The sequence below is a fragment of the Microbacterium sp. NPDC028030 genome (genome assembly GCF_040637855.1).
Classification (GTDB): Bacteria; Actinomycetota; Actinomycetes; order Actinomycetales; family Microbacteriaceae; genus Microbacterium.
Genome location: NZ_JBEZXF010000001.1, coordinates 544,178 through 561,013 on the forward strand (window position 1 = coordinate 544,178; position 16,836 = coordinate 561,013).

At 68.3% G+C, this 16,836-nt stretch carries 17 protein-coding genes; 6 read left to right on the forward strand and 11 right to left on the reverse strand.

What is annotated here, in order from left to right; all coding sequences use genetic code 11:
• Positions 1 to 49: 49 nt before the first annotated feature.
• Genes mnhG through AB0E56_RS02620 form a run of 6 tightly spaced genes read right to left on the reverse strand, consistent with a single transcriptional unit; the run spans position 50 to position 6,404 of the window.
• Positions 50 to 439 carry a monovalent cation/H(+) antiporter subunit G gene (gene mnhG / locus AB0E56_RS02595; RefSeq protein WP_359796516.1) on the reverse strand — a complete coding sequence of 130 codons (390 nt, stop codon included), beginning with the start codon at positions 437 to 439 and terminating at the stop codon, positions 50 to 52.
• Complete coding sequence (locus AB0E56_RS02600; RefSeq protein ID WP_021200077.1) at positions 436 to 705, reverse strand: monovalent cation/H+ antiporter complex subunit F; 270 nt, start codon at positions 703 to 705, stop codon at positions 436 to 438. The genes mnhG and AB0E56_RS02600 overlap by 4 nt, the downstream gene beginning before the upstream one ends.
• Positions 702 to 1,292, reverse strand: coding sequence for a Na+/H+ antiporter subunit E (locus tag AB0E56_RS02605; protein ID WP_359796517.1), 591 nt, complete (start codon positions 1,290 to 1,292; stop codon positions 702 to 704). The genes AB0E56_RS02600 and AB0E56_RS02605 overlap by 4 nt, the downstream gene beginning before the upstream one ends.
• Entirely contained in the window at positions 1,292 to 2,842 is a 1,551-nt protein-coding gene (locus AB0E56_RS02610; protein ID WP_359796518.1) for a Na+/H+ antiporter subunit D, read from the reverse strand. The genes AB0E56_RS02605 and AB0E56_RS02610 overlap by 1 nt, the downstream gene beginning before the upstream one ends.
• Positions 2,839 to 3,435 (reverse strand): Na(+)/H(+) antiporter subunit C, encoded by a 597-nt coding sequence (locus tag AB0E56_RS02615; RefSeq protein WP_359796519.1) that lies wholly within the window; start codon positions 3,433 to 3,435, stop codon positions 2,839 to 2,841. The genes AB0E56_RS02610 and AB0E56_RS02615 overlap by 4 nt, the downstream gene beginning before the upstream one ends.
• On the reverse strand, positions 3,435 to 6,404 hold the full coding sequence (locus tag AB0E56_RS02620) for a Na+/H+ antiporter subunit A (protein ID WP_359796520.1): 2,970 nt from the start codon (positions 6,402 to 6,404) through the stop codon (positions 3,435 to 3,437). The genes AB0E56_RS02615 and AB0E56_RS02620 overlap by 1 nt, the downstream gene beginning before the upstream one ends.
• A 120-nt stretch (positions 6,405 to 6,524) precedes the next feature.
• Between AB0E56_RS02620 and AB0E56_RS02625 the strand changes: the two genes are divergently transcribed.
• On the forward strand, positions 6,525 to 8,024 hold the full coding sequence (locus AB0E56_RS02625) for a hypothetical protein (RefSeq protein ID WP_359796521.1): 1,500 nt from the start codon (positions 6,525 to 6,527) through the stop codon (positions 8,022 to 8,024).
• A 12-nt stretch (positions 8,025 to 8,036) separates the two neighbouring features.
• Here the strand turns inward: AB0E56_RS02625 and AB0E56_RS02630 are convergent, their stop codons facing one another.
• Positions 8,037 to 9,098, reverse strand: coding sequence for a LacI family DNA-binding transcriptional regulator (locus AB0E56_RS02630; RefSeq protein WP_359796522.1), 1,062 nt, complete (start codon positions 9,096 to 9,098; stop codon positions 8,037 to 8,039).
• A gap of 60 nt (positions 9,099 to 9,158) precedes the next feature.
• On the opposite strand from AB0E56_RS02630, the gene AB0E56_RS02635 reads away from it, so the two are divergent.
• Entirely contained in the window at positions 9,159 to 10,397 is a 1,239-nt protein-coding gene (locus AB0E56_RS02635; protein WP_359796523.1) for an MFS transporter, read from the forward strand.
• Positions 10,398 to 10,400: 3 nt separating this feature from the next.
• Here the strand turns inward: AB0E56_RS02635 and AB0E56_RS02640 are convergent, their stop codons facing one another.
• Together AB0E56_RS02640 and AB0E56_RS02645 are read right to left on the reverse strand one after the other, a co-directional pair.
• Positions 10,401 to 11,042, reverse strand: a complete 642-nt coding sequence (locus AB0E56_RS02640) for a response regulator transcription factor (RefSeq protein ID WP_359796524.1) — start codon at positions 11,040 to 11,042, stop codon at positions 10,401 to 10,403.
• Positions 11,039 to 12,235: a histidine kinase gene (locus AB0E56_RS02645; RefSeq protein ID WP_359796525.1), complete on the reverse strand. Its 1,197-nt coding sequence runs from the start codon at positions 12,233 to 12,235 to the stop codon at positions 11,039 to 11,041. Before AB0E56_RS02645 ends, AB0E56_RS02640 begins: the two co-directional genes overlap by 4 nt.
• Positions 12,236 to 12,350: 115 nt before the next feature.
• Between AB0E56_RS02645 and AB0E56_RS02650 the strand changes: the two genes are divergently transcribed.
• Positions 12,351 to 13,223 carry a GAP family protein gene (locus AB0E56_RS02650; RefSeq protein ID WP_359796526.1) on the forward strand — a complete coding sequence of 291 codons (873 nt, stop codon included), beginning with the start codon at positions 12,351 to 12,353 and terminating at the stop codon, positions 13,221 to 13,223.
• A 54-nt stretch (positions 13,224 to 13,277) separates the two neighbouring features.
• The gene (gene nucS, locus AB0E56_RS02655; protein WP_183151430.1) at positions 13,278 to 13,973 is read left to right on the forward strand and encodes an endonuclease NucS; all 696 of its coding nucleotides are present in this window, start codon (positions 13,278 to 13,280) and stop codon (positions 13,971 to 13,973) included.
• Between the two features lie 56 nt (positions 13,974 to 14,029).
• On the opposite strand, the gene AB0E56_RS02660 is transcribed toward nucS, so the two are convergent.
• Positions 14,030 to 14,320, reverse strand: a complete 291-nt coding sequence (locus AB0E56_RS02660; RefSeq protein ID WP_359796527.1) for a response regulator — start codon at positions 14,318 to 14,320, stop codon at positions 14,030 to 14,032.
• Positions 14,321 to 14,469: 149 nt separating this feature from the next.
• Here AB0E56_RS02660 and AB0E56_RS02665 point away from each other — a divergent pair, with 149 nt between their 5' ends.
• Complete coding sequence (locus AB0E56_RS02665; RefSeq protein ID WP_359796528.1) at positions 14,470 to 15,135, forward strand: HAD hydrolase-like protein; 666 nt, start codon at positions 14,470 to 14,472, stop codon at positions 15,133 to 15,135.
• A 150-nt stretch (positions 15,136 to 15,285) separates the two neighbouring features.
• On the opposite strand, the gene AB0E56_RS02670 is transcribed toward AB0E56_RS02665, so the two are convergent.
• The gene (locus tag AB0E56_RS02670; RefSeq protein WP_017203899.1) at positions 15,286 to 15,492 is read right to left on the reverse strand and encodes a cold-shock protein; all 207 of its coding nucleotides are present in this window, start codon (positions 15,490 to 15,492) and stop codon (positions 15,286 to 15,288) included.
• A gap of 502 nt (positions 15,493 to 15,994) precedes the next feature.
• Between AB0E56_RS02670 and AB0E56_RS02675 the strand changes: the two genes are divergently transcribed.
• Positions 15,995 to 16,819, forward strand: coding sequence for a shikimate 5-dehydrogenase (locus tag AB0E56_RS02675; RefSeq protein ID WP_359796529.1), 825 nt, complete (start codon positions 15,995 to 15,997; stop codon positions 16,817 to 16,819).
• The last annotated feature ends 17 nt before the right edge of the window (positions 16,820 to 16,836 follow it).

The window sequence follows — 16,836 nt, forward strand, 5'->3', positions numbered from 1 at the left end:
CTGATCCGACGCGGTGAGCTGGCATCGAGCACCGGGGCAGCCGGCGACGTCAGCCGGCGGCGGGAGGAGTCTGCTTCGACTCGGCCAGCTCGTCGACAACGAGACCGCGCTGCTCGATGGTCCCGTTGCGATAGGCCTGCCGCCCGACCATGTGCGCCGAGAGCGGAGCCGTGGCGAACTGCATCAACACGACAGGGGCGACCAGCACGAATCCGACGAGGATGCCCCCGATCGAGCGCTGCGACAGAGCGATGGCGATGCAGATGAGGAGCAGCCCGAGGACCTGCGGCTTGGTGGCAGCGTGCAGCCGCGAGGGGACGTCGCGGAAATGCAGCAGGCCGACCGCGGCCGACAGGCACAGCAGCGCGCCGAGCAGGATGAGGACCAGGACCGCCACATCGATGACGGCATCAGGGATCATGAGACCGAACACGTTCATGGTGTCGTGTTGTCCCTTCTCGCGACGAACCGGGCGACGGCGATCGACCCGAACACTCCGATGGCCGCGATGATCAGGAGCACCGGGATGTTCCGGGTGTGACCGTTGATCGCCATCTCCGCTCCGATCACGCACATCACCTCGGTGAGGAGCACATCGGAGGCCACGGCCCTGTCGAGGATGGACGGTCCCCGCACGATGCGGATCAGCGCGAGAACCGCGGCGATGCCGAACACCACCATGATCAGCAGCAGCAGGATGTTCATCGGGCACCGCCCTTCGTCAGCCCGAGGCCGGCGCGCTCGTCGGCCTTGAGTGCACGGTACTGAGCGGGATCGCCGAGCGCACGCACGACCCGCTGCTCCCACCGCAGGACTCCTGCGCGTTGCTTCTCCACGTCTTCGAGGTTCCTGACGCCGATCACGTGCAGGTAGAGGATGCGTCGATCCCGGTCGGTCTCGGCCACCAGCGAGCCGGGGACCAGCGAGGACACGACGGCGACGTGCGTCATCACCAGGTCGTCCGCGTACCGCAGGGGCACCGCGATGATCGCCGTGCCCGGCTGACGCCGGAAGTCGAACACCTGCACGGTCACCGAGAGCGCACCGCGGAGCACCGCGAACAGGAACTGCACGACGAAGAGCGCGGCGTACCAGAGGTTGATGCGCCCGGAGAGGGCGACGGTCGGCAGTCGGAAGACGCGAGTGACGAAGATCGCCACGACGAGCCCGGTCAGGAAAGACAGCACCGTGAACTGCGCCCACAAGAGCATCCAGAGCACCACCAGCCACGCGAGGAACGGCAGCTGCACACGGATGTCGCGCCAGAGGTGACGTCGGGTGTCGCGCCCCATCAGCCCACCTCGTCTTCCAGCTGCACGAGGTTCACGGGCTGCAGAAGACCGGCGCCGATCCGGTCGCAGAGGGCGTACAGGGGTCCGGCGAAGACCGTCAGAGCCAGAGTCACCGCGACCATGCCCCCGGTCGCGAGGGTCATGATCTTCGGGATGCGACGACGTTCCTGCTGCTCGTCGGCGGCGGGGGCGTTGCCCAGGTAGGAGATGCGGCCTTCGGTCTCGGTGGAGTCCTCCTCCTCACGCCAGAAGGCGAGGTTCCAGGCGCGCATCAGGGCGTAGAGCGTCAGCAGCGAGGTGATGATGCCACCGAAGATCAGCACGATCATGATCGGAGTTCCGACGGATGCCGCAGCTTCGAACAGCGCGAACTTGCCGATGAACCCCGAGAACGGCGGCAGGCCGCCGAGGTTGATCGCGGGAACGAAGTACAGCACCGCGATGACGGGGGCGACCTTCAGCAGCCCCTTGACGCGCAGGATGGAGGTGCTTCCCGCTCGGCGTTCCACGAGCCCGACAGCCAGGAACAGCGTGGTCTGCACGACGATGTGGTGCACGATGTAGTACACCGTGGCGCCGATGGCAGCGGGTGTCGCTATCGCGAGACCGAAGATCATGTAGCCGACGTGGCTGACGAGCGTGAAGGACAGGATTCGTTTGAGTTCGGCCTGCGCCACTGCGCCGAGCACGCCGACGATCATGGTCGCGAGAGCGATGATCAGCAGCAGCGTATCGATACTGTTCGAGGCGAAGAGCTGCGTCTCGGTGCGGATCAGCGCATACACGCCCACCTTCGTCAGCAAGCCGGCGAACACCGCCGTGACCGGGGCCGGAGCGGTCGGGTACGAGTCCGGCAGCCAGAACGACACCGGGAAGATGGCGGCCTTGATGCCGAAGGCGACCACGAGCATCAGGTGCAGCACCAGCTGCGTCTCCTGCGGGAGCTCGGACATCCGCTCGGCGATCTGGGCCATGTTGACCGTACCCAGCGCGCCGTAGATCATCGCGATCGAGGCGAGGAACAGGATCGACGACACCAGCGAGACGACGATGTAGACCGCGCCGGTGCGGATCCGCGACTCCGTGCTGCCGAGCGTGATCAGCACGTAGGAGGCGACGAGCAGGATCTCGAACCCGACATAGAGGTTGAAGAGGTCGCCGGCGATGAAGGCGTTGAAGATGCCGGCCGCGAGGATCAGGTACGAGGGGTTGAAGATCGAGATGGGGGTCTCGTCCGTGCCGTCCGCCGCTCCCTGGCCGATCGAGAAGAGCAGCACCGCCAACAGCACGATGCTGGAGATGAGCACCAGCAGCGCGGCGAGCCTGTCGACGTACAGCACGATGCCGAACGGCACGGGCCATCCGCCGACCGACACCGCGAGGGGCGCCCCGGAATCGACGACGACCAGGAGCACGGCGGCGATCACCGAGACAGCGGCGAGAGTGGCCACGGTGACGACGACCTGGAGCCTGGCGTTGCGCCCGAACACGAGCGTGACCGCCGCGCCGAGCAGCGGCAGTGCGACGAGGAGGGGGACGAGGGCGGTCATGGCCTGCCCTCCTCGTTCTCGTCGCGGTCGTGTGGTTCGTCGGGGGTCGACTCCTCGTCGTCCGGCCGCGATGAGGGTTCGGCACCCCATCCGGTCGGTGCGTCGAAGGGGGCATCGTCGTGGATGGCGGGGTGATCGCGCATGTGCAGCACCGTGATCGGCGCGGTCTGCACGCCGACGAAGTCGGTGGTCGCCTCGTCGTCGTCGGTCTCGGACTCGTCGTCCATGACGTCTTCGTCGGCGTCGGTGCGCTCGCGGAGCGCGATGTCGGCCTCGTCGTCCTCGACCGTGTCGGCCTGACCGAGCTGCCAGGAGCGGTAGATGAGCGCGAGGAGGAACGCCGACACGGCGAAGGTGATCACGATCGCGGTCAGGGTGAGCGCCTGCGGGAGCGGGTCGCTCAGCTCGCCCTCCGTACCGAAGAACGGCGCGTTCCCCGGCACGCCCATCACGATCAGGAGCAGCAGGTTCGTGGCGTTCCCCAGCAGCAGGAAGCCGATCAGCACGCGGGTCAGGCTGCGCTCCAGCATCGCGTACACGCCGCACGCGAAGAGGACTGCCATGATGACGATCAGGGTGAGGGAGACATCCATCAGCTGCTCCTCCCGCCCCGTGAGAGGAAGCCTTCGGGCCCCGGGGTCGTGCGCAGAGCGGCCTGCCTGTCGACCTCGGCTCCGAGGCTGCGCAGCACATCGAGGACCAGCCCGATCACGACGAGGTACACACCGATGTCGAAGATCGTCGACGTGACGAACTCCATATGCCCGATGCCGGGGATCTCCCACTCCCAGAACGTGCTCGTGAGCGGTGCGAGGCCGAAGAAGAGGGGGACCACAGCGGTGCCGACGGCGAGGATGAGTCCTGCGCCCAGCAGCCGGCCGGCGTCGGTCGGGGCCGCTGCCCCGAGCTCCCAGCGACCGCCGGCGATGTAGCGCATCACGAGTGCCATACCGGCGACGAGTCCGCCCGCGAAGCCGCCACCGGGCAGGTTGTGGCCGGAGAACAGCAGGAAGATCGACACCACGATGATCGTGTGGAACAGGATGCGGACGATCACCTCGAGCAGGATCGACCTGTTCTCCGGTTTCATCTTCTGCCCGCCGACGAGCCACGCGCGCGGGCTGCTCTCGTTCTCGGTGGTCTGGAAGCGGATGCCTTCGGTGGTCTCGACGAGCGGCCTGCTGCGCGCGGCCTTGCGGGTCGCTCGCGGCAGGTTCTTCGTCGCGGCGAGCAGGTCGGCCCGGTGCGTCACGAAGACGAGAGATGCCACGCCGGTCGCGGCGAGCACGAGCACCGAGAGCTCGCCCATCGTGTCCCAGCCACGCAGGTCGACCAGCGCCACGTTGACGACGTTCTTGCCATGGCCGATCTCATACGCGAGCTTCGGGAACGCCTCGGAGATCGGGTCCGCGACGCGCGACTGGGTCGCGACGACCGCGACGAACGCCATCGTCACGCCCACACCGATGGCCAGGAGCGCACGCGGGACCCGACCGACGGAGGCGTTGTGCTCGCCCATGCGGGCGGGGAGCCGACGAAGGACGAGGGCGAACGTGACCATGGTGACGGTCTCGACCAGGATCTGCGTGAGCGCGAGGTCGGGGGCGCCGCTCGTCGCGAACAGCACGACCATCCCGAGTCCCGTGACCGAGACCAGCACGACCCCCGTGTAGCGCTTCTGCGCACGGACCGCGAAGACGCCGGCGATCGCCATGATGGGCGCCACCACGATCTGCGCAGGGGTATGCCAGGCCGAGAGGTTGTAGCGGTCGATGTCGCTGGCGATCAGAGCCGTGACCTCGGCGGCGACGAACACCACGAAGATCGTGCCGACGTAGACCGGCAGCGAGCCTCGCTGGGTCAACGTCGTACTGAGAACCGAGAGGCGGTCGACGCCGCGCACGACGAAGTAGTACACGTCTGCCGCGGTGAATCGCAGCATCCGCGTCTTGCGATCCCACCCGGTCTTGCGGGTGAGGAGGAACAGCCCGATGCCGAGCAGGATCGACAGGATCGAGATGCCGAGGGCCGGTTCGAAGCCGTGCCAGAGCGCGAGGTGCCCCGGCCCTTCGACGGCATCGCCCGCGTGATCGAGCCCTGGCGTCGCGGTGGCCGCGTACCCCTGGAGCGCGATGTCGAGGGCAGGAGCCCCGATCCCTGCGGCGATGGTGACGCCGGCGAGGATGATCGGCGCCGAGAGGAAGCCGACCGGCGGGTCGGGCCACGCCGTGTCCGGCACCTGACGACCGTGCTCGTCCCGCTTCTTCCAGAAGGCTCCCCACAGGAAGCGCACACCATATGCCGCAGTGAGCATAGAGCCGAGAACGACCCCGATGAGGGCGACAAGACCCCAGGGAGAGCCCCCGAGGGCATCGTCGAGCAGCGCGGTGAGCGTGGACTCCTTGGCGACGAAACCGATGGTGGGCGCGATGCCGGCCATCGAGGCGACCGAGATGAATGCCGCCGTCGCCATGACGGGAGCCTGCCGCCCGACACCGGAGAGCTCGGTGATGTCGCGCGTGGACAGTTGACGGTCGATCACGCCGACGATGAGGAACAGGGCCGACTTGAACAGCGCGTGGCCGATGACCAGCGCGAGCCCTGCGAGGGCGGCCGCCTGAGTGCCATACCCGACGACCACGGCGAAGAACCCGAGCTGGCTCACGGTGCCGAACGCCAGCACGCGCTTGAGGTCGGTCTCGCGCAGCGCCTGGATGCCGCCGAGCAGCATCGTGAGGATGCCCAGGGTGATGACGATCGGACGCCAGGTGGCGCTGAACGCGAAGATCGGGGCGAATCGGGCGATGAGGTAGATGCCGGCCTTCACCATCGCCGCGGCGTGCAGGTAGGCGCTGACCGGCGTGGGGGCCGCCATCGCCCCGGGGAGCCAGAAGTGGAAGGGGAACAACGCCGACTTGCTGATCGCTCCGACGAGGAGCATGACGATCGCGGCATCCACGATCGGACCGGTCGGGGCGATCTCGAGGATCTCGCGGATGCTGGAGGTGCCGGTGTCGACCACGAGCAGCACCACGCCGACGAACATCACGAGTCCGCCCAGCGTCGTCACCAGCAGCGCCTGCAGGGCCGCGCGTCGGCTGGCGGCTCGGCGACGGTAGTGCCCGATCAGGAGGTACGAGAGGATGCTCGTCACCTCCCAGAACATGACGAGCATGACGAGGTCGTCGGTCAGGACGAGTCCGTACATCGCACCGGCGAACCCGAGCAGCACGCCGGCGAACTGGCCGATGCCGACGGTGTCGTCGTGGAAGTACCACCGGCAGTAGAGGAGCACGAGCGCTCCCACGCCGGTCACGATCAGCGTCAGCACCCAGCCGAGGACGTCCATGTTCATGGACAGGTCGAGACCGAGCTGCGGGATCCACTCGATGGATTCGAACGGCACCGGACCGTCGAGCACCTGCGGTGTCATGACGAGCGCGTGCACGAAGGCCGCTGCCGGGACGAGGGCCGCGATCGCGAACGCCTGGGCTCCGAGCCAGCGCACCAGAACGGGCATCAACAGCGACCCGAGGAGGAACACGGCGAGGAGCATCAGCATATACGCGGCTCCCTCAGGGCTCGTCGGCCATGCGGCACAGGCGGGCGGGTGTCAGGCCAGTTTACCGGGGCGAAGCGGTTCCGAGGTCCACGGCTTGCACGATCGTGCGAGAGTGGGCGCATGGGCCGGGCTGGGGTGCGAGAGCTGGCCGGGTGGTCCGGCGCCCTGGCGGTGTCGCTCATCACCGCGGCACAGATCGCATCCTCCGCCCGTTCGGAGCTGCTGTTCCGCGACGGGGATTCCCTGATCGTGGGGATGTTCGCGCGCTCTCTGCTCGCCGGAGGACCGGCGGACTGGGCCCTGTCGAGTGTGCTCTTCGTCCCCGAGACGGCGGTGTTCGCGGGCCTCGATGCCCTGCTCCCCCTCGAGGTCGACGGCGTGCTCGCCGTGAACGCCGTGCTCAACCTTCTCGCCCTCTTCGGCGCGCTTCGGCTCGTGGCCGGCCGCCGGCGGGCGGGTTCAGCGCCCGTCGCGTGGTCCCTTCTCGGCCTCACGGTGTTCTCCCTGATCGCGATGACCGAGATCTCGACATCGCGGGATGCCCTCGAGCTGGCTTCCCTGTCGTTGACGACCACTTACTATTCCGGCACCGTGATCGCTGCGGTCCTCTCCGTGGGATTCGTACGGCGGGTCCTCGATCGCCCGGTCGGCGGTGGAATGATGCTCGTCCTTCTCGTGCTCACGGCGGCCGTCTCCACGCTCTCGAACCCGCTGTACGCGGTGTGGGCGACGGTTCCGCTCACCCTGCTGCTCACCGTGCTGCTCGTCCGTTCGCGGGACCGGATCCGTCTTGCACTGCTCCTCACCGTGCTGCTGTGCGGCACGGCAATCGGCTTCCTCGGTCGCATTCCGCTTCAGGCATGGATCACGAAAAGCGGGGCGGGCTACGCGCAGCCCGAGCGCTGGGCCGAGTCCCTCGACTACTACTCCGGCCTCTTCGCAGATCGCATGTCCACGCCGACCGGGGTCGTCGGGGGTGTCATCGTCCTCGCTCTCCTCGCGCTCGCAGTACACCGCACGGTGCGGGTCGCAGACACGGGAGCGCGCCTCGTGGCTGCGTTCGCGTGGATCACGCCGCTGCTCGTCGCGGTCGGCGCCGTCGCCCTCGGCACCCATGCGGCGCGCTACCTGCAGCCGCTCGCGTTCGCCCCGGTGCTCGCTCTCGTCGCCTGGCCCCGCGTGGTTCGAGTCCCGCGGCGAGCGCGATTGCTCCTCATCGGCGCGACCGGGGTGCTGCTGATGTTCGGCGGCGCTCTCAGCATTCCCCGACTGGCGACCGCCGCAGGGGCCACCGACCCCGACCGCACCTGTGTGACCGACTGGGTCGACGCATCGGATCGCGTCGGCGGGGGTCAGTTCTGGACGGTGCGTCTGCCGAAACTGCACCTCGAGGATCCGGCACGACTCGTGCAGGTCGATCACGAGCTCAACGGATATGCGTGGCTGGTGGACCGTCGCGACTTCGAGGTCGGCGAGGTGTCGTTCCTCGTGGAGGATGCGCAGACCGTCCCGTGGCAGCTGCCTGTGCCGGCGGTGCCCGATGAGGTGGTCGACTGCGGCAGATACCGCATCCTCGATTTCGGCGCCGCGACGCTGCCGCTCGGCCCTCAGCGGAGCTGACGGGGGTTCCGGTCAGCGCGGTGCGCGTGCCGTCGTCGTGCCGGCGTGGAACCGGCAGGTGAGGTGCTGGGTGACACCGGGCTCGCCGCGCAGCATGCGCGCGACCTGCTCTCCCGCCGCGCGCCCCTTCTCCACGGCGGGCTGCACGCTGGTCGTGAGGCTGAGGTCGCCGAGACCGTCGAGGGCGATCCCGTCGAATCCGGCGACCGAGAGGTCCTCCGGCACGCGCAGCCCCAGCTCTTCCGCGGCACGGATCACGCCGACGGCGAGCAGGTCGCTCTGTGCGAGCACGGCGGTGGGCCTCGTGGCGGGGTCGGCGAGCAGCATCCTCCCCACCAGCACCCCCTCGTCGATGAGGCTGCCCGACGCCGAGATCGCCGGCGCGTCGGGGAACACCTCTCGTGTGCCCGCGAGGCGGTGGATCGTCACGTCCACCGTCGCCTGTTCGAGCCTCTCCTGAGTGATGAGAGCACGTTCGCGGTCGGTGTCGAGCGGCAGCGTGACGAGTGCGACATCGCGGTGACCGAGGTCGCGCACGTGTCGAGCGATGTCGGCGGAGGCCGCGGCGTTGTCGAGCGTGATGCGCGGGATCGACTCCCCTGCGTCGCCTTCGATAACGACGACGGGCAGCCCACGACCGACGACGACCTCGAGAGATGCCCTGGTACGGCCGGAGCATCCGATCAGCACGAACGCATCGACCGGGGCGCTCGCGATCGCCGCGCCCTCATCGCCGGGGTCGTCGCGCATCAGCAGGATGCCGGAGCTGAGCTCGGCGAGTCCGTCGGTGAGTCCGTCCATCATCGCCGTCGTCACGGGGTCGAGGAAGGCCGCACGCAGGTGGCCTTCGAGCACCACGGCCACGATGCCGCTGCGCCCGCGCCGCAATGATGCCGCACGGGGATCCGGGCCCGCGTAGCCGAGTTCGGCTGCGGCGGCGAGCACGCGCTCCCTGGTCGCGGGGGCGACTTTGGCTTTCCCGCTGAAGACGACGGAGGCCGTGGACGTCGCGACCCCCGCCTCGCGGGCGACGTCGGCGATCGTGGCACGACGCGGCGTCTCCTGACTGCTCATACTTCGAGGATAGCCGTCTTCCATCCCCAAGGGTCGAATCGATTCGATAGGCTATCCGGCATGGATGCAGCCCTCACCCGTTCGCAGTTCGTCCGCTGGCGCGCCGCGATCTTCGCCATCTTCCTGGCGAGCGGCCTGTCGATCGCGACCTGGGCGTCGCGCGTCCCGGGGATCAAGCAGGCGCTCGACCTCGACAATGCGCAGGTGGGCCTGATCCTGCTCGGCATGGGGGTCGCCTCGATCATCGGCATCTCGACGGGACCCGCCGTGATGGCTCGCACCGGGGCACGACGGGGCATGCTCCTCACGATGCTGACCTTCGCCGCGGGCATCGTCCTCGTGGGACTGGGGGCCAACGTCTTCAGCTCAGTTCCCGTGGTCCTGATCGGCATGGCACTGTTCGGCTTCGGCAACGGATCGGTCGACGTCATGATGAACGTCGAGGCGACGGCGATCGAGCAGCAGATGGGGCGCACGATCCTTCCGGTGTTCCACGCGTTCTTCAGCTTCGGCACGGTCATCGGCGCGGGTATCGGTGCGCTCGCGGCGCAGCTGGCCTTCGACGTCGCGACCCACGCCACGGTCATGGGAGTGCTGATCGCCGCGATCGCGGTCGCCTGTTACTTGCAGGTGCCCGTGCGCGAAGCCGCTCTCGACCCGGAAGGACACGAGAAGCCGCCGTTCCGGGAGCGCATGCACACCGCGCTCGAGGCGTGGCGCGAGCCTCGCACCTACCTGTTGGGGACCGTGATGCTCGGCATGTCGTTCGCGGAAGGCGGTGCGAACGACTGGATCGCCCTCGGTACGGAGCAGGGGCACGGCTTCACCGAAGGCACCGGCGCCCTGGCGCTGGCCGTGTTCTCGATCGGCATGACGACCGTGCGCCTGTTCGGAGGGCCCCTGGTCGACCGGTTCGGCCGGGTCGCCGTGCTGCGGATCCTCGCCGTGACGGCGGCCTCCGGGATCCTGCTCTTCATCCTCGCTCCGACCTTCCCCCTCGTGCTCGTCGGGGCGGCGCTCTGGGGCGTCGGAGCCTCGCTCGGCTTCCCCCTCGGCATGTCGGCTGCCGCGGACGACCCCGCCAAGGCCGCGGCTCGCGTGAGCGCCGCCGCCACCATCGGGTACGTCGCGTTCCTCGGCGGACCACCCGTGCTCGGGATCATCAGCGAGCACATCGGCCTGCTGAACACGCTGTTCATCCTGGTCGCACTCGTCGTCCTCTCCGGACTGTTCTCCGGCGCCGCCCGTCCGCTGCGCGACGACGAGAAGATCGCGGCGAACGGCGCCCGCGAGGGCTGACCCTCAGATCTCGCGTTCGCGCACGAGCGCGGCAGCGTGGGATCGACTGCGCGCGCCGAGCTTCATCAGCACGTTCGACACGTGCGTCTTGACCGTCGGAACCGAGATGCGCAGGCGCGTCGCGAGCTGCGCATTCGACCACCCACGCAGGATGCCGTCGAGCACCTCCCGCTCCCGCGCCGTCAGCTCGGGCTGCGCCGCACGACTCGGCGGTACGGGATCGGCACCGCTCGCCGCCGCGGCGAGCGCACGCCGAGTCACGCGAGGGTCCAACGCTCCGTCGCCCGCGGCCACGGCACGCACAGCCTGCACGAGGGTCGGCGCATCCACCGTCTTCAGGAGGAAGCCGACGGCACCAGCGCGGATCGCCCCCAAGACCAGCTCGTCTTCGTCGAAGCTCGTCAGCACGAGCACGTCGCCGAGCCCGCGGTCGACGATCTCGCGGGTCGCGGAGACGCCGTCCCTGCCGGGCATACGCAGGTCCATGAGCACGACGTCCGGGCGCAGTGCAGCCGCGTTGCGTACGGCGACATCGCCGTCCGCGGCTTCCCCTACCACGGTGATGCCGTGCGCCTCCAGCATGATCCGAAGGCCCGCTCTGATGGCCGAGTGGTCGTCGGCGAGCAGCACGGTCGGGGCGCTCATACCCGCACCTCGATCGGGATCCGACCCTCGACCGCCCAGCCGTCGGCCTCGGGTCCTGCGGTGAACGCCCCGCCGAGCGCCGCCACGCGTTCCTCCAGCATCTGCAGGCCCCAGCCGTCGCCGATCCGCGCGACAGCAGCGCTGGCGACACCTCCTCGTGATCGCACCATCACCCGCACGTCGTCGTCATCGCGATCGACCACGATCTCGACGTGCGCACCGCCGGCATGACGGATGCAGTTGGCCACCGCCTCCCTGACGATGCGGACGACGGCCTGCTCAGGTCCGGTGCCGAGGTCGCGGAGGTCGACGATGGAGTGGTCGACGACCAGTCCCGCCCGCTCGGCCTCCTGGACGATGGCGTCGAGATCGCCCCAGCGCGGTGGTCGCGCCAGGTTCCCGTCGCCGCGCCGCAACACCGAGATCATGGATCTCAGGGCGCCATGGGCATCGAGGCCGGCATCGCGAACCGCCTGGAGCGCTGCTCTGTCCTTCGTGCGATCCGGCTCGGTCGACAATGCTGCTTCCGCACGGATCGCCATCGCCATCACGTGTCCGGCCACCACGTCGTGCAGCTCGCGCGCCATGGTCTCGCGTTCGCGTCGGACGGCTTCGGCCCTGTCCCGCTCCGCGACGATCGCGGCGTCCTCTGCCCGTTGACGATGCAGTTCGGCCAGCTCGTGCGCTTGAGAGACCGCGACCGCCCACCAGTAGTCCGTGCCGAAGATCGCTCCGAACTGCACCCCGATGAGGAATGCGACGGCGAAGGAGACGTCGGTGAAGAGCCATGCGGCGACGAAGAGGACGAGCGTCGACGCCCCGAGCAGCAGGAGCAGAGCGCGACGGCCCCGCTCCCCGGCGAGGAAGGCAGCCGTCCAGAGCACATCAAGCAGGACGACGAGAGTTCCGATGCCGCCGACCGTCAGCAAGTCGACCACGAACAGCACGGACACGAGGGTGAGCACGGTCATCGGCAAGCGACGCTTCGCGAGCGCGAGAGCACAGGCGGGAAGCGCGAGCACCAGTGCCCACCACGGCGAGACGGGAGCGGCGAGGATCGAGAACGGTCCCCAGATTCCGCGGAAGCCGAGTCCGGCCATGACGACGGCGAGGATCGCCATCCCGACCGGGTCGGCCCACCAGCGGTGCCGGCGATACCAGGCGCCGATGCCGCCGTGGACCTGCTCGTGCATGTCCTCATGCAATCACGACACGGTTCCCCGCGCATCCGACCAAGGGATGAGACGAGGAGGCGGGACGCGACTTTCGCCCGATTCGCCGCATCCGTGTTTCGGAGAGCGTTGACGCATGGAACTCTTCGGCGGGCTGCCGCTCCCCCTCTCCCTCGCGCTCCTGGCGCTGATCGACGGCCTCAGCGTCGGCACGCTCCTGATCCCGGTGTTCCTGCTCCTGCACCCCGGCCGCGTGCGGGTCGGGCGCATCCTCCTCTACCTCGTCACGATCACCGCGTTCTATCTGGTCGTCGGCCTCCTGTTCCTCTGGGGACTCGTGAACCTGGTCGACGTCGCCTCCGAGTTCCTCGCATCTCCCGCCGGAATGATCATCCGTCTCGTCGTGGGAGGCGCGCTGCTCATCACCGCCTTCGTGATGCCCACGGGCGACAAGGCGGAGGCGAAGGCCTCCCCCTCGGCGACCGCTGCACCTTCAGCACCTCGCATCTCGCCGACGGGCATGTCGTCCGCGCCGGAGACCACGGTCGCCGCCCCCCTGACGCCGCACGCGGCCACTGCCGACACCGCGTCTGCTCCTCCGGCCGGGCGCATCACCCGCTGGCGGGAGCGTCTGCTCGACCCGCGCACTCGCGGAACGGCCGTGATGGCGGTGGCGATCGCCGCCGGCCTCGTCGAAGTCGCCACCATGCTTCCGTACATCGTGGCGATGACCATGCTGGCGGACGCCGGAATCGACACTCCGCTGCGGGTGCTGTCCCTCGTCGGATACTGCGCGCTGATGATCCTCCCCGCGATCGTGCTGCTGATCCTCCGCCTCGTCGCCGCTCCCCTGGTCGAAAGGCCCCTGCAGCGCTTCGCCGCCTGGATGCAGCGCACAGGGGCGGAGAACACGGCGTGGATCATCGGCATCATCGGGTTCCTGATCGCCCGCTCCGCCGCAACCGAGCTCGGCATCTTCGAGGCGCTCGGCGGCTTCCTCGGCAACTGATCGCCACACACCGAGGCGGCGAACAACGGGACGGCGACGAAGTAGGCTCGACGGGTGCGTCTCGTCATCGCCCGCTGCTCGGTCGACTACACCGGTCGGCTCAATGCCCATCTCCCGCTCGCCACGCGTCTGCTCGTGCATAAGGGCGACGGGAGTCTGCTCGTGCACTCCGATGGCGGCAGCTACAAACCCCTGAACTGGATGAGCCCGCCGTGCTCGCTGTCGAGCGAGGAGCCCGGCGAGGAGGAGTCGAGCGCCGGCGTCGTCGAAGTGTGGCGCGTCACGCACAAGAAGACCGGCGATGCGCTGCGGGTGCAGATCTACGAGATCATCCACGACACGTCCCACGAGCTCGGTGTCGACCCCGGGCTGCAGAAGGACGGCGTCGAGGCCGATCTGCAGCGGCTGCTCGCCGAGCAGGTGGATCGGATCTCCGAGGGCGCGACCCTCGTGCGCCGCGAGTACCCGACCGCGATCGGGCCGGTCGACCTGCTCGTGCGCGATGCCGAAGGTGCCGCGATCGCGGTCGAGATCAAGCGCCGTGGCGACATCGACGGCGTCGAGCAGCTGACCCGCTACCTCGAACTGCTCGGGCGCGACCCTCACCTCGCCCCCGTGCAGGGCGTCTTCGCCGCGCAGGAGATCAAACCGCAGGCACGTGTGCTGGCCGAGGACCGCGGCATCCGCTGCCTCGTTCTCGACTATGACGACATGAAGGGGATCGAGTCGGGCATCCCCCGTCTGTTCTGACCCGCAGTCGTCCTCACCCGCTCCCTCTCCGGTTCCGACCGGTCATCGCACCATCATCAGCCGCGGGTCGGCCCCTCGAGTCGCGCGACCGCGATCTTCACGCCGGTCATCTCGAGCTCGATGCCGTGGATCCGCTTCTCCAGCCTGTCGAACCGATCGTCGACACGGTCGAACCTGTCGTCGACACGGTCGAACCGGTCGTCGATCCTGTCGAAGCGCGCCTCATGCCTCGCCTCCTGCGCAGCGAACCGCGCTTCCATCCGAGTGATCATCCACCCGAAGCCGCTGACGATCGCCACCAGCAGTGTTGCCGCTGTCGCCAGCATCGTGATGACTTCCATCGACACGTACAGCCCCCATTCTCACCCGTTGCCCCGTCATTGTCACGACCTTATATGGGGACACAACGCATTCACGTAAGGTGTGGAGAAGATAGCTCACTGCACACCTGTGCAGGGTGAGTGATCACCCTCCCGCGTGACCCTAGGCTGGAGGCATGCCCCACTCCCCCTTCTCCTGCGTGCTCTGGGACGTCGACGGCACGATCGTCGACGCCTCCGTCGGCATCCTCCGCCGGTTGAACGTCGCGCTCACGCACTTCGGGCACCCGGCACCCACGCGCGAGGAGCTGGTGCACTGGATCGGGCCTCCCATGTTCCAGTCGTTCCAGGACCAGGCGGGCATGACGCCGGAGCAGTCAGCGGAGGCGGTCGCCTTCTACCGGACACTCGGCAAGGCCGACGGGTACACGACCGATGTCGCGACCTACCCCGGCGTCACCGAGCTCATCCACGATCTGCACACCGCCGGCGTGCCGCAGGCGACCGCCAGTTCGAAGCCGGAGAACCAGGTCGACGCGCTGGTCGACCACTTCGGCCTCCGGCCCGCGTTCCTCACGACCGTCGGCGCGACACCCGACGAATCGACCCTCGCCTCGAAGACCGACATCGTCGCCGAGGCTCTGCGCCGACTTCGTGAGCTCGGGGCCGACACGGCACGACCCGTGCTCGTCGGCGACCGTCACCATGACGTCGAGGGTGGGCTGGCGAACGGCGTTCCCGTCATCTTCGTCGACTGGGGCTTCAGCGACCACCACGAAGGAGACGATGCCGCGTTCCGCGTCTCCACGGTCGACGAGCTCCGAGGACTCCTCCTCGACTGATCCACCGCCCGCCGCTTCCGCAGGGGACCCGTGTCTAAGCGGTGCTCAGCTGCGCGCGAGGCCTCATCGACCCGCACGAAGCACAGAACTCCCCGCCGGATGTCGCGCGAGATGCGCGCTCCGGTCGGGGAGTTCCGTGTCTCGCCCGTCTCAGACGGGGCGAATGTTCTCTGCCTGAAGGCCTTTCGGACCCTGTGCCACATCGAACTCGACTCGCTGGTTCTCTTCGAGAGACCGGTAGCCGGATGACTGGATGGCGGAGTAGTGCGCGAAGACGTCAGCGCCTCCGTCGTCGGGGGAGATGAAGCCGAAGCCCTTCTCCGAGTTGAACCACTTGACCGTGCCCTGGGTGCTCATGTACTGCCTGTTCTGCTGGGTAAAAAGCCGACGCAGGGATGCCCCGACATCGCTAACGCTAGTGGAGGAGGCCCCGAGGGGAATAGCGCCGGCGAGAAGGTAATCCAAATGTTGCACGAGCGCTACACGGCCGTCACGCGGCGGAGTCGCGGCGAGGAGGCCGGATGCCGCCCGGAAAATGGTGTGGCCCTCACCGCGGGGGGAGCGATGAGGGCCGAAGACGACCGGAGGGTGCGTCAGAAACAGCCTAGCTCCTTTTCGGCGCCCTTGTCCCCCTTTTGGGGGACAAGGGCGAAAATCGGTGGGAGGATGACGATAGCGGCCCCCTCGAGTAGCCCATTGGGGACTGAACTACTCGAGAGGGCCCAATCGCATGCACGGATCGTCTTGCCCCTGGGGTGGGCCGTCCGTCTCCTGGGGAGAGACGGAGACGATCAATCCCCTTGTGCATGCACCTTCACCATAGGGGAGGACTCGCGCGGCACGCGAGTACCCTGATGCGGTGACGCTGCTCAACAAGGACATGACCCTGTGCATCTCGCTGTCGGCTCGACCGAGCAACAACGGGACACGGTTCCACAACCACCTCTACGACGCGCTCGGGCTGAACTGGATCTACAAGGCCTTCGCTCCGACCGACCTCCGACTGGCCATCGCCGGCGTGCGCGGACTCGGCATCCGCGGCTGCGCGATCTCGATGCCGTACAAGGAAGACGTGATCGCTCTCGTGGATCGGATGGATCCCTCTGCGACGGCCATCGATTCGGTCAACACGATCGTGAACGACGCCGGCGTGCTCACCGCCTACAACACCGACTACTCCGCGATCGTGCAGCTGATCGAGCGCTCTGGCCTCGATCCCGCGGCGTCCGTACTGCTGCGCGGCTCCGGCGGCATGGCGAAGGCCACCGCAGCCGCTTTCCGCGATGCCGGGTTCTCGTGCGTCACCGTCGTCGCCCGCAACGAGACGAGCGGTCGCGCGCTGGCAGATCTGTACGGGTTCGCGTGGAGTCCGGGAGTGGGCAGCGCCACCGCGGACATCCTGGTCAACGTCACCCCGATCGGGATGGCCGGAGGAGCGGACGAGGGCACTCTGGCGTTCGCGACCGAGACGATCGCCGCGGCCTCGGTCGTCTTCGACGTGGTGGCCCTTCCCGCCGAGACGCCGCTGATCGCCGCCGGTCGCGCCGCAGGAAAGACCGTGATCACCGGCGCAGAGGTGGCGACACTGCAGGCGCTCGAGCAGTTCGTCCTCTACACGGGCGTCCGCCCCTCTGCGGAGCAGGTGCGCGCCGCAGAGGAGTTCATGCGCGCAGGAACTGCGTGATCACGAGACCGATACCT